Below are 12,109 nucleotides of genomic sequence, written 5' to 3'. Positions count from 1 at the left end.
TAGCTGCATCTCAGTCCCCCAGGAGGACAAATGAACCTGAATTTCTACTAATAAGAGCTCCTCGGTCCGCTTCGCTTTACATTGGTGGATATCTTCGCTGGAGGAGATATCCGCCAACCTTTTTTCATGCTTACAGGTGTTATAAGTTATTGGACTCCTTGAGTGCCATTGTATAGTATTAGAGAGTAAATTGGATCATCCAAAATCTTGTTAGCAAAGGAAGTCAAATACGATGAACGTAATTATCAGGAACCAAGCGGAGGCTGAACTTCGGAGCTTCGTGGGAGAGGAAGTCTATATTCACAGTGAGGCGACTTCTTTTGTCTTCGTCCGCAATTTCAAGGTTAAGGTAACCGATGCTTTTATTGCCGGAGATGATACATTTCGGGTTGCTCTCCGCTTTGATGGGCATGGTTGGCTGCGGATTGAAGCGCTCACGCATTATGAAATGGATGGGAACGCCCGTCTTCTGTTGGCCGGTTATGACGATAAGGGACGTATGAATGTCGCCCTTCACTTAGGAAAGGAGCCTTTTCCGGAATGAACGAAATACATAAAGCACCATGTCAAAAGCTGCTGGCTGTGTTTGCCCACCCTGATGATGAAACTTTTATTTGTGGAGGGACTCTCGCGAAGTACTCAAGCGAAGGGGTCGACATTACACTGGTGAGCGCTACTCGAGGCGAAATGGGGCGCCGCATGGGCAATCCGCCTTTCCTCAACCGGGAAACGATACCGGCCGTCCGCGAAATGGAACTGCGCCGTGCCTGTGACAGTCTGGGCATCCGGCATCTCATTTTTTTGGATATCCGCGACAAAACGGTGGAGTTTACCGACGAGGCTCTCTTAACCGACCGAATTGCCGCCCTTATAAGCGAAGTGGAACCCGACGTTGTCCTTACTTTTCACGAAAGACTCGGAGGCCATCCGGATCATTGTGCTATTGGAAAAGTGACAACGGCCGCTTTTGAGCGCACCGAATGTAGAGGATCTTTATATTTCATTACTTTTGGCGATATGATGGAGCAACCGGAAAGGTACGGGTTTACTCATCAGGATGTCGTCAAAATTGACGTGCATGACCATTTGGAGGCAAAGCTCTCTGCGTTTCGGGATCACCGCTGCCAGACTGAAATGGATGAGTGGGTATGGAAGGAAGATCAGGAAGCTTTGGCGAGATTCGGCAGATATGAATATTTGCTGAAAGGGAGTCAACGGCTATGACACCCAATGGTTTACAAATATTAGTTACCTGACTATACTCAACCATATGAAATAAAAAATGTCTCTATGAAAGCTTCATACGGAGACGTACATCATTTAAAGAAGGAGAGTTGAAAATTTGGATTCTCATCAGAACACCACAAATCCCCCAAGTCTGCTAAGCAATCGTTTCATTCAGACGATTATATTTTCCAACGTGCTGCTGCAGATCGGAATCTGGGTTCGTAATTTCGCTATTCTCCTTTATGTCGCTGACAAAACGGGCAATGATCCATACGCCATCTCGCTCATCAGCGTAGCTGAATTCGCTCCGATTTTCGTGTTTTCATTTATTGGCGGCACGTTCGCTGATCGGTGGTTACCGAAGAGAACGATGATCTGGTGCGACCTGTTGTCGGCCGTATCGGTGTTCGTTGTCTTGCTGACGATTCATTTCGGATCATGGCACTCTGTTTATTTTGTTACATTCATCTCGGCCATTCTGTCGCAGTTTTCACAGCCATCGGGTATGCGTCTGTTTAAGCAACATGTGCCTGAAGAGCAGTTGCAGCAGGGAATGGCACTGTTCCAGTCACTGATGGCGATATTCATGGTGCTTGGACCAATGCTCGGTACCTTTGCTTACAGCAACCTGGGGCTTGAATCTTCTATTGCGGTTATGGGAATTGTGTTCCTGCTTTCCGCAGTTGTATTGTTTCGCCTTCCTAAGGATAAGGTTGACCAGAAAGCTAAAGCAGTGAAGGGCCAGTTCCGTAAGGAAATAAGCGAAGGATTTCGTTATGTTTGGGAGAGTCAAGTACTTCGGATGCTTGGAGTGGCGTTCATACTGGCGGGGCTCGCCGTGGGGATCGCTCAAGCGCTCGGACTTTTCATCGTGACAGAACGGCTTGGCAAGCCTGAAGAATTTCTGCAATACATGCTTATTGTGAACGGCGCAGCCATGCTGCTCGGGGGTGGAATCGTCGCTGTATTTTCGAAGCGGGTCGCACCGCAGTTCTTGCTTGGCCTTGGAATGCTAATAGGCGCCGTATGTACAGTCATCGTCGGACTCTCGACAAGTGTCACAGTTACGCTTGCCGCACAATTTGTTAATGGGCTCGCATTCCCTTGCATCCATATCGGGATCAGTACAATGATTCTGAAATGGTCACATGAATCGATTGTTGGTCGGGTAAATGGAGTGTTGAACCCGATGTTTACGGGCATGATGGTCATTTCCATGTCTTTGGCAGGTACTTTGAAGGATGCTTATCCGCTGGTTTCGATCTATGCGGGGGCAGGCTTTTTGTTCTTCCTCGGTGCCTTGGTGATGCTACCGGTCATGGGACAAAAGGCACCAGAAACCCTAAAGGTGTCTTCGCAAACCATAAAAGAATCGTAGGGAAATACAAGCTAAAAGAGCAGCCGACCAGGGTCGCACCAATTACGGTGCGGCCCTGGTCCTGTTTTAGGAAAAATTTTCACATAATACCGCCCCAACATTACAGCTTACCTCTCCAATAATGCAGGTTACACAGCGTCTATTGTATTAAATAAATTACAAAAATATACTGTAAATGTAAGCGAAGGATCGGCAATGGAACACAAAAAAGTTAGGGGGTGCCAAGATGAAAATTACGATTGAATCTATCCCTGCAGGAAGCGAGCCTGAAATCATCCTTAGATGCAATGAACCTGATGAGTCATTATTCCAGCTCATTTACTCCATTAAATCAAGTTCCAAAAAGCTTATTGGAATAAGGGATTTACAAATGCACATTATTAATCCTAAGGATGTCTTTTATTTCGAATCTGTAGACAATAAGGTGTTTATTTATTGCCAGGAGAAGGTTTTTGAATCCAGGCTCAGGCTCTATGAGATTGAGACGGAATATGAGAATCGGGATTTTTTTAGAGCCTCGAAATCAACCATCCTTAACCTTGCAAAAATAGTATCTGTAAGCCCCGTTCTCTACGGAAGATTTGAAGCCTTGCTAGAGAATAGCGAAAAGGTCTTTATCTCAAGACAGTATGTTCCTGTACTCAAACAAAAATTAGGGTTATAAGGAGGGGTCATAATGAAAATCAGTAAATATTTATTGTGTATATTGAAGGATTTTTTGATCGCCTGTGGAGGTTTGATGATCATTGTCGCAATGTATTTGAGCCTTTATTCTCCAGAAACGATGAACGCTTCGCTGCTCTGGCAAATTGCATTACTCGCTTCAGCATTTACATTTTATAAGTATGCTCTGGTGAATACGCTTGAGTTAGGAAAAAAAGCTGAAATGATCAGCTTCTTCAGTTGTGCTGCGCTCGCAAATATAATGATCATCATATGGTTATGGTTTTTTAGTACCAATACAAGGATTGATAAAGATATTTTCGTACCCCTTATTCTTGTGGTTTTTATTGTCGAGGTATTGGTGCATGGAATGATGTACATGGATGGTCAGAAAGAAGCAAAACAGCTCAATGAAAAGCTGAATGATTATAAAAAAGGTGGGAGTGAGTAAACCCCCGAAATATAGTTTAGATTCTGATTTCAAGGTATACTTGAGATCTGAATGAAAAAAAATGAAGGCGAGGGAAATTATGAACTACAGAACGCTCGGCAGAACAGGATTAAAAGTATCAGAAGTCGGTTACGGAGCCTGGGGGATCGGCAAAACCGGATGGATTGGCGCAGATGACCGTGAATCGCTTAAAGCGCTTAACCGGTCCATTGAGCTGGGACTGAACTTTATTGACACTGCGCTTGGATATGGAGATGGACACAGTGAGAAGCTTGTTGGGCAAATCGTTCGGGAACACGCTGGAAACATTTACGTAGCTACCAAAATTCCGCCGAAAAACAGCCAGTGGCCCGCTCGTCCAGGTGTACCTGCTGAAGAGGCGTTTACTGCCGAGCACGTGATTTCCTGCACGGAGCAGAGCTTGCGCAATCTGGGTCTTGAGACCATTGATGTTCAACAGTTCCATGTCTGGTCCGATGAGTGGGTTGGCAAAGGTGATTGGCTGGAGGGTGTACAGAAGCTGAAAGAACAGGGGAAAATTCGTTTTTTCGGCGTTTCTATCAATGACTTCCAGCCAGATAATGCGATCAAGCTGATTGAAACCGGGCTCGTGGATACGGTGCAGGTTATCTATAATATTTTTGAACAAAGTCCGGAAGACAATCTGCTGCCCGCCTGTGAAAAGCATGATATCGGAGTTATCGTTCGGGTTGCGCTTGATGAGGGTGGATTAACCGGTAAGATAACCCCGGAAACGGTCTTTGATAAAGACGATTTCCGCAGCAATTACTTCAAAAATGACCGGAAGCAGGAAGTGTTCAACCGGGTGCAGCACATTGTTGCTGATTTAAATATTTCTGTGAACGACATGGCCGAAACGGCGCTGCGCTATGTGCTTAGCCACCCTGCAGTTTCGACGGTCATTCCAGGCATGCGCTCGATTACCAATGTGGAACGGAACATGAAGGTGGGAGACGGCCTGGGGCTTTCCCAAGACCAGCTAGCCAAGCTGAAAGCGCACCGTTGGGTACGTAATTTTTACAACTAACTGATCAAATTCAATGCGCTCCATAAATGAGAAGCCGCTGGACACCTTGGTGTTTGGCGGCTTTTTTCTTCACGGCCTTACGCCAGGTCTATATCCCCTTATTCACTGGCAGATACGGTATCGAATTCAGTCTTTTTTTTCTGATTACCAGCGTCTTAGTGCTTCTGATCTGTTCCGTCTGTCTGATAAATTTCAAACTAGAAATAGAAATCCAGACTATATTCGTTCGCTTGTCTTTCATTCTCAGTTTACTGCTTTCTTTGAATCGCATTTTTTCTTGGGTAACTTTCCGTTGTTTTCGTTTCAAGCCTGAATAGGAAGGCCTGTTATTCTTGTGTTTAGCAGATTTCTTTGCAACAAAAGGAGTTGCTTCCACAGGTGTTTCAGGATCATTTTCTCCCCACGGGGTAAGGCTGAGGTATTTCTGATACAGTTCCGCACCTGGAGAATCTTGATCCCAGAATTTTTCAGCTCCAGCAAAATGAACAATTTTATTAGTAAAGTCGTGATCAGGAGTGGCAGTATTGAATAAATTAAAACGCAAATCCAAGGGGAGGTAATTGCCTCCGAAAACTGCATTCAATGTATCCTGATCAGGCATGGTGGTATCGGGGAAATTCCGCAAGAAGTGTAGTGTTTCTTCGTACCAGCCAAGATTTCTGCGGATATTATTCAAAGAAAATAAGATAACCCCGGAATTAAAATAAAGATCTGGATTCAGCCCCTTGGAGCTGATAATCTGCGCTACTCCCATAATGCCCTGGTCCCAAATTGCGCCCAAATAATAATTATCCAATTCTATTTGCCATAACTCCACAATGTCCATATTTACCAAAACATCGCAGTCCAGATAAATAATTTTGTCTACCGGTATTAATGCGGGAATAAGCAATCGATACATGCAGGCCGGGGTCCACACATTAATTGAGCTAACACTCTCCATCACCTGAAGCATATCATCAGGGATAGTAATGGGATAAAAATTAATCGTCTGGCTATACCTGGATGTTAATTCAACCAGTTTTTGCTTGTTATCTTCGTTCAAAGTCTCATCATGCAAAATATGAACATTAATCGGGGAACTCGTATTATGGAAAACTGACGCAAGAACGACTGCGGCATGCTCAGCATAATGCCCATCCTTATCCTGAAAAGCCAAGGCCAATTCAATCATCTGATTTATCCTCTCTTCACGTTTTTTGTGAGAATGTAACACATTATACGTTTGCCGTGAATGAGTGGATAGACATTTTACCTATGCAATTAACCCAATTTGGTTTGCACTTTGTTTAAAGCGGGTTGAATTCGATGAACTGTCATCGATAATGCGTGTTAAGTATATTGACATATTTTACGTGACAGTCTTATAATAAGAAAAAATATAAATACTTACGTAATATAAGCTTACATGAGCGAGGCGGATATTGATGAACCAGAACCAGTCTGCAATACGGGCGCTTTGCGAGGAGTTCACCAACCTGTCCCCGGAAGATATTCCGGTCGTGGAGAATCTCGCTTCACAACTGGACGTGATGGCTGACCTTTCGCAAGGCGATGTGTTCATTGACTGCCTTAGTATAGATGGCAGTGTAGCGATTGTCATTGCGCATGGTAAGTCGTCGTGGTCCCCGTCCCTTTACAAGAAGGATGTGGTCGGAGCGGTTGCTCTTCCGGGAAATGAACCTGGTGTGTTCGAGGTTTTTCGTACCGGGAGGCCGATAACGGATGCCCGGGGTTTATCGCAAGAGGACTTACCGATCCGCCAGCGGGTGGTTCCCATCCAGGGCGTGTCGGGAGACATCATTGCGGTTCTCATCCAGGAACAGGATATTACGGAGCAGGTGGAGCGGGATCGCTGCATCGAGTCGCTGGAACAATCCAACGCCTACCTGGTAGAGATGATGCTGGAAGAATCGCTGACTCGCAGTGGCATTCCTGATTTATTCGAGGAAGGCATTGTGCTTGTGGACAACGAGGGCGCCATTCGATACGCCAACGAGCGGGGCAAGGATCTCTTGAACTGCGGTGGAGCGGTTGTGGCGAACACCGGGGAGCGGGAGGATGAACTCCGAATCGGCGAGAGGATTTACACTCGCAGACTAGTTCCCTTGGAGCGTCAGGGCAAGCTGGCCGGCAAGGTCGTTCTGCTGCGAGATCGGACGGAAATGAAGGACAAGGAACGCGAGCTTCGTGCCAAATCCGTTGTTCTACGGGAAATCCGGCACCGGGTAGAGAACCACATGCAGACGATTATCAGTCTGCTGAGGTTGCAGCAGCGCCGCCAACAAGACCCGAAGATCGCTAAGATCTTTGAAGAGAGCTTGCACCGGATTGAAGGTGTAGCGCGGATTCACCGCTTTTTGTCCCGGGAAGGCTCCGGAATGGTAGAAGCAGGCCCACTGCTGAAAGAACTGGTAGATGAGATGCTTAGCTCTATGGTGGAGCCGGAGCAGCCACTGGCCCTTGAAATGGATATGATGACCGTGAAAATGGATGCGGAGCAATTTGCCCCCCTCGCCCTGATCGTGAATGAGCTTCTGCAGAATACTGTCAAGCATGCCCCGAACCGGAATGGCAAAGTAGCCATCTCAGTATCGATGCGGCGAAATGGAAGGGAAGCGGAGTTGATCTGGGAAGAGCGGACGGCTTCGCCGGTCTTAAGCCATGCGGAAACTGTTCTGTCGACATCGGCTGGCAATGTCAGGTCTGGTTCCTTGGAGTCACAGAGTTTCTATACTGAGAACGGAAAAGCCGCGGGAGAAGGTGAGGGTTCGCTTGGCCTAATCCTGATAATTATGCTGGCCGAAGAAACGCTCGGCGGTGGGGTCCGGCACGACATATCGCCGGGGCTCCTTAGAATGACCCTTACATTTCCGCTTGAGGGGCAGGATGAATCATGAGTACTCCTGCTATGATAGTCGATGACGAACCGATTATCCGCTTGGATGTAAAGGAGATTTTGCTAAAAGCGGGGTATGAGGTAGCGCTGGAAGCCCGCAACGGCGAAGAAGCTGTCAGACTGGCTTACGAGCATCGGCCCGAGCTGGTGATTATGGATGTTCACATGCCCAAGCTGGACGGTCTTCTGGCGGCGCGCCAACTCTGCAAATGGTATGATCCCGTTATCATTCTTCTAACCTCACATTACCGTAAGGAATGGATTGAAAGCGCCAGGGAAGCTGGAGCTTCGGGGTACGTAATGAAGCCCTTTACCGAAGGGAGTTTGCTGATGACCGTGGAAATCGGTCTGGAGCAGCGGCGCAAACTCCGTGATTTGGAAGGGGATGTGCGGGGGCTGAAGAATAAGATGGAGGAACGCAGGGTCATCGAAAAGTCCAAAGGAATTCTGATGAATATATTCTCCATCGGTGAGGAAGAGGCATACGCCCGGCTCCGCAGCCGGAGTATGCAGGAGAGAAACAGCTTGCTGAAGACGGCTGAGGCGGTCATCCGGGAATACGGTGGTTAAAGAAAGACCTTTACCCAAGTGAATAGTATTTACAAAGCAAAGACGCTTTGATCAGACAGAGTAGCCGTTTCGCGCTTTTCGCGCGGGTAACGGGCTGTCGGTTCAGTGCGTCTTTTTGGGTTTCAATCAGCAAAAGGGGGAGTGGGAAATGGAGGAATGGATTACCAGCGTCGGCATTGATCTTGGCACCAGTACCACTAAATGGATGCTGTCCAGACTGAAGTTGATGCGCACCTCGGGTGGATTTGCCCTGCCGAAGTATGAGATTACCGAACGAGTGATTGAATACGTCAGCCCAATCTATACGACTCCGCTTCTCGGCGAGGATGAAATCGACGTACCAACGGTCGTTTCCTTGCTGGAAGAAGAATACATCAGGGCGGGACTTCTGCCGGAAAGAGTACAGACAGGGGCGGTCATTATCACCGGAGAGACGGCCACTAAAAGCAATGCCGAGGAATTGGCCCATGCGCTCGCCCGGCATGCCGGACAATTCGTGGTGGCGACTGCGGGAGCGGATCTGGAGGCACTGCTGGCCGGCAAGGGTTCCGGCGCTCAGCGCCGTTCGCTCGAACGGGAAGGGGTCATTGCCAATGTGGATATCGGTGGAGGAACCGCCAATACCGCGTATTTCTGCCGCGGAAGTCTGGTCGCCACTGCCACATTTCATATCGGCGGGCGTCTGATCCGGCTGGAAGAAAGCGGCCGACTGCTGTACACCGCACCTGCCTTGAGGAAGTGGACTTCTGGAATGGCGAACGTGCTTCTGCCGGAGGCGGGTTCGTACACCTCCTTCGAAGAACTGCGGGAGCTGTGCCGGGCAATGTCGGACACCCTGCTCCGCTGTGTGTGCGGTGAGCACTCGGCGCTGGTTTGGGCGGAGCCGCTGTTTGTCGGGAGGCCGACGGAAACATTGCCGCTGCCGGAGGAGATCTGGATATCCGGTGGTGTCGGAGGCTTGATGGAAGAACCGCCGCCGGCCAGTATAGCGGAGACAGCCCGGCACGGCGATATTGGTCCGCTGCTTGCGAGTCTGCTGGCAGAGCTTGCCCTATCCTTCGCCGTTCCGGTGCGGGCCGCGGAGCAGTCTGCGCGAGCGACGGCAATCGGGGCGGGCACTCAGACCACCGAGGTCAGCGGCGCAACGATGTATTACAGCCCAGGCCTGCTGCCGCTGCGCAACATCCCCGTTGTCGTCTGCGAGCTGCCTAACGAAGCGGCGGATGCGGGGGAGGACGCCCGGTTTCTGCTTGACGCCGTGACCCGGGCCGTCGCCCGAGGGACCGCTGTATACGCTGAGGCCGGATGCGATCCGCCCTTTTCGTTATGCCTTAGATCCGCCGGATACTGCTCCTACCGTCGGCTGCAGCGGATCGTGGACGCCCTGATTAGTGCGTACGGATCGGCGGAACTTAGGGACACGGTCATGCTGCTTGTCTGTGAGAGCGATATGGCCAAATCGTTGGGATACATGCTGCTCGGCAAGCTGGGCGAGCCGCAGCGGCGGAAGCTGGTGTGCCTGGATCAATTATGTCCCCAGGAAGGCGATTATATCGATGTGGGTGAGCCGATCAAGGAAGATGTGGTGCCAGTGGTCATTAAGAGTCTGGTGTTCAGCGGATAAACGCATTTACAGCGCATCGAGCGCGAATCGGACGGAGTTTTACAAACATAGAAACAAACTTTGAGGGGGGAGAGGCATTGAAGCTTAATACAACACTGAGGGGAATGGAATACCGTTTCCGCGATTTAAAGGACTTGCTTGCTAAGGCGAACGAGGAACGTTCCGGAGACAGGCTTGCCGGCATTGCCGCCGCAGATATGACGGAGAGGATCGCAGCCAAATCGCTGCTGGCCGACTGTCTTCTGTCTGAAATCCGCCGGTCTACACCGCTTCCGCCGGAAACCGACGAAGTGTCGCGAGTGATTGAAGAAGGAGTGGATGGGACAGTTTACGATTCCATCAGCGGTTGGTCGGTTGCCGAGCTGCGGGAATACATTCTACGCACGGAGACGTCCGGCAGCGAGTTGCTTCGGCTGGGGCGGGGGATGACCAGCGAAATGATCGCGGCGTTGTGCAAGCTTATGTCCAATCTGGATCTAATCCAGGCAGCCGCCAAAATAGAAGTCATCACGACCTGCCGCACCTCGATCGGATACCGGGGAACGCTGGCTTCGCGTGCGCAGCCGAACCATCCGACCGACCATGTGATGGGTATGAAGGCATCGCTCTTTGAAGCGCTGGCTTATGGGGTCGGCGATGCCGTGATAGGGATCAATCCCGTCAGTGATACTACCGAAACGATGAAGGCGTTGCTGCATGCCACCCAGGAGGTCATCGCTCATTGGGACATTCCGACACAGAACTGCGTGCTGGCCCATGTCACCACTCAGATGCGTGCGGTGAATGAAGGCGCCCCAGCGGATATGCTGTTCCAGAGCCTTGCCGGCACCGAGGAAGGCAACAAGGGCTTTGGCATCGACATGGCGTTGCTGCTGGAGGCAGATGCTCTGATCCGGGAACGGGGAACGGCCTTCGGGCCGAACCGCTGGTATTTTGAAACGGGGCAGGGTTCGGAGCTTTCCTCGGATGCCCATTTCGGCATCGACCAGGTGACGCTGGAAGCGCGCTGTTACGGATTAGCCCGCAGGTTCAACCCGTTCATCGTAAACACGGTGGTTGGTTTTATCGGCCCGGAGTACCTTTATGACAGCAAACAGGTCATCCGGGCTGGTCTGGAAGACCATTTCATGGGCAAAATGCACGGCCTTCCGATGGGGGTGGACATCTGTTACACGAACCACATGAAGGCGGATCAGAATGACATGGAGGTGCTGGGGGTGCTGCTGGCCTCAGCGGGCGTTAATTTCGTTATTGGTGTACCGATGGCGGACGATTGCATGCTGAACTATCAGTCTATGAGCTACCACGATATCGCGACCATACGCGAGACGCTGGGCAAGCGGCCGGTCCCGGCTTTTGAGAAGTGGCTGGAGGAGACTGGAATTCTGGCCGGAGGACGCCTGACGGCGGCGGCCGGAAATGCAAGAAGGTTTATGTTTTGAACCCATCAGGAAAGAAATGGAGGGAAGGCGGATGAATATAAACGGAACCATCAGGGGAACGGACCGGTTTCTGGATTGGATGAAACACACACCGGCAAGGCTTGATGTCGGGCGGGCCGGAACACGGCCGCTGACCCAAGAAATGCTGAAATTCCGCCTGGACCATGCGGAAGCTGTTGATGCCGTTTACGGGGAGGTCCGAGAGGAGACGATCGCCGAATTCGGTCTGTTTATGGTAGAAACACAGTACCGGGACAAGGAGCATTATCTGAAATATCCCGACAGCGGGCGCACATTAACCGAAGAAGGGGCTCAGGTGCTTGCCCTGCGTTGTGCGCCCAGGCCCCAGGTGCAGATCGTCGTCTCCGATGGGCTGAGCGCCAAGGCCATTGACGATAATCTGGCGGATGTACTGCCCGCACTGCGTGATTCTCTTGCTGCCAATGGACTTGCGGAGGGAACGCCATTTTTTGTCAAGGGCGGCAGGGTGGGCGTCATGGATGATATCGGCCGCCTGCTGAACCCCGAGGTGCTTGTCTTATTCATCGGGGAGCGGCCGGGACTCGTAACAGCCTCCTCCATGAGCGCTTATATGTGCTACCGCCCTGTTCCTGGCCGAAAGGATTCCGACCGGATGGTAATCTCCAACATTCATGCCAACGGCACGCCGCCTGTGGAAGCCGGAGCACATATCGGAACGCTGCTGCGCAAGATGATCGAACAGAAGGTAAGCGGTGTGAAGCTTGAGGTATAATCCGCCCGCGGTAGCGGTGCGGCGCTGCGGATGATAGTCCGATTGGCCCTGAT

12 protein-coding genes are annotated in these 12,109 nt (G+C 50.4%); 11 read left to right on the top strand and 1 reads right to left on the bottom strand.

Going from position 1 to position 12,109, the window contains the following annotated elements; translation table 11 throughout:
- Positions 1-232: 232 nt before the first annotated feature.
- From PaeBR_RS18260 to PaeBR_RS18235, 6 genes are all read left to right on the top strand, one after another.
- A complete protein-coding gene (locus PaeBR_RS18260; RefSeq protein WP_410511945.1) occupies positions 233-544 on the top strand; it encodes a DUF1806 family protein in 312 nt (103 codons plus the stop codon).
- Entirely contained in the window at positions 541-1,224 is a 684-nt protein-coding gene (locus PaeBR_RS18255; RefSeq protein WP_410511944.1) for a PIG-L family deacetylase, read from the top strand. Before PaeBR_RS18260 ends, PaeBR_RS18255 begins: the two co-directional genes overlap by 4 nt.
- Positions 1,225-1,342: 118 nt before the next feature.
- Complete coding sequence (locus PaeBR_RS18250; RefSeq protein ID WP_410511943.1) at positions 1,343-2,605, top strand: MFS transporter; 1,263 nt, start codon at positions 1,343-1,345, stop codon at positions 2,603-2,605.
- A 226-nt stretch (positions 2,606-2,831) separates the two neighbouring features.
- Positions 2,832-3,269: a LytTR family DNA-binding domain-containing protein gene (locus tag PaeBR_RS18245; RefSeq protein WP_410511942.1), complete on the top strand. Its 438-nt coding sequence runs from the start codon at positions 2,832-2,834 to the stop codon at positions 3,267-3,269.
- A 12-nt stretch (positions 3,270-3,281) separates the two neighbouring features.
- Positions 3,282-3,719: a hypothetical protein gene (locus tag PaeBR_RS18240; protein WP_410511941.1), complete on the top strand. Its 438-nt coding sequence runs from the start codon at positions 3,282-3,284 to the stop codon at positions 3,717-3,719.
- Positions 3,720-3,798: 79 nt separating this feature from the next.
- Positions 3,799-4,767, top strand: a complete 969-nt coding sequence (locus tag PaeBR_RS18235) for an aldo/keto reductase (RefSeq protein ID WP_410511940.1) — start codon at positions 3,799-3,801, stop codon at positions 4,765-4,767.
- An 88-nt stretch (positions 4,768-4,855) separates the two neighbouring features.
- Here PaeBR_RS18235 and PaeBR_RS18230 read toward each other — a convergent pair whose 3' ends face one another.
- The gene (locus PaeBR_RS18230; RefSeq protein ID WP_410511939.1) at positions 4,856-5,941 is read right to left on the bottom strand and encodes a glycosyltransferase family 8 protein; all 1,086 of its coding nucleotides are present in this window, start codon (positions 5,939-5,941) and stop codon (positions 4,856-4,858) included.
- A gap of 253 nt (positions 5,942-6,194) precedes the next feature.
- Here PaeBR_RS18230 and PaeBR_RS18225 point away from each other — a divergent pair, with 253 nt between their 5' ends.
- From PaeBR_RS18225 to eutC, 5 genes are all read left to right on the top strand, one after another.
- On the top strand, positions 6,195-7,667 hold the full coding sequence (locus PaeBR_RS18225; RefSeq protein WP_410511938.1) for a sensor histidine kinase: 1,473 nt from the start codon (positions 6,195-6,197) through the stop codon (positions 7,665-7,667).
- The gene (locus PaeBR_RS18220) at positions 7,664-8,236 is read left to right on the top strand and encodes an ANTAR domain-containing response regulator (protein WP_410511937.1); all 573 of its coding nucleotides are present in this window, start codon (positions 7,664-7,666) and stop codon (positions 8,234-8,236) included. Before PaeBR_RS18225 ends, PaeBR_RS18220 begins: the two co-directional genes overlap by 4 nt.
- 148 nt (positions 8,237-8,384) lie before the next feature.
- Positions 8,385-9,860 carry an ethanolamine ammonia-lyase reactivating factor EutA gene (locus tag PaeBR_RS18215; RefSeq protein WP_410511936.1) on the top strand — a complete coding sequence of 492 codons (1,476 nt, stop codon included), beginning with the start codon at positions 8,385-8,387 and terminating at the stop codon, positions 9,858-9,860.
- A gap of 77 nt (positions 9,861-9,937) precedes the next feature.
- Positions 9,938-11,302 (top strand): ethanolamine ammonia-lyase subunit EutB, encoded by a 1,365-nt coding sequence (locus tag PaeBR_RS18210; protein ID WP_410511935.1) that lies wholly within the window; start codon positions 9,938-9,940, stop codon positions 11,300-11,302.
- 31 nt (positions 11,303-11,333) lie between these two features.
- Complete coding sequence (eutC, locus tag PaeBR_RS18205) at positions 11,334-12,056, top strand: ethanolamine ammonia-lyase subunit EutC (protein WP_410511934.1); 723 nt, start codon at positions 11,334-11,336, stop codon at positions 12,054-12,056.
- Positions 12,057-12,109: the final 53 nt, after the last annotated feature.

Source organism: Paenibacillus sp. BR2-3 (assembly GCF_046529485.1).
Classification (GTDB): Bacteria; Bacillota; Bacilli; order Paenibacillales; family Paenibacillaceae; genus Paenibacillus_AQ.
This window is presented reverse-complemented; position numbering and strand designations above follow the sequence as displayed.

Excerpts from the sequence above, each read along its gene's own strand:
- PaeBR_RS18260 (WP_410511945.1), top strand. The coding sequence starts at position 233 with ATGAACGTAATTATCAGGAACCAAGCGGAGGCTGAACTTCGGAGCTTC.
- PaeBR_RS18255 (WP_410511944.1), top strand. The coding sequence starts at position 541 with ATGAACGAAATACATAAAGCACCATGTCAAAAGCTGCTGGCTGTGTTT.
- PaeBR_RS18245 (WP_410511942.1), top strand. The coding sequence starts at position 2,832 with ATGAAAATTACGATTGAATCTATCCCTGCAGGAAGCGAGCCTGAAATC.
- PaeBR_RS18240 (WP_410511941.1), top strand. The coding sequence starts at position 3,282 with ATGAAAATCAGTAAATATTTATTGTGTATATTGAAGGATTTTTTGATC.
- PaeBR_RS18235 (WP_410511940.1), top strand. The coding sequence starts at position 3,799 with ATGAACTACAGAACGCTCGGCAGAACAGGATTAAAAGTATCAGAAGTC.
- PaeBR_RS18230 (WP_410511939.1), bottom strand. The coding sequence starts at position 5,941 with ATGATTGAATTGGCCTTGGCTTTTCAGGATAAGGATGGGCATTATGCT.
- PaeBR_RS18225 (WP_410511938.1), top strand. The coding sequence starts at position 6,195 with ATGAACCAGAACCAGTCTGCAATACGGGCGCTTTGCGAGGAGTTCACC.
- PaeBR_RS18220 (WP_410511937.1), top strand. The coding sequence starts at position 7,664 with ATGAGTACTCCTGCTATGATAGTCGATGACGAACCGATTATCCGCTTG.
- PaeBR_RS18215 (WP_410511936.1), top strand. The coding sequence starts at position 8,385 with ATGGAGGAATGGATTACCAGCGTCGGCATTGATCTTGGCACCAGTACC.
- eutC (WP_410511934.1), top strand. The coding sequence starts at position 11,334 with ATGAATATAAACGGAACCATCAGGGGAACGGACCGGTTTCTGGATTGG.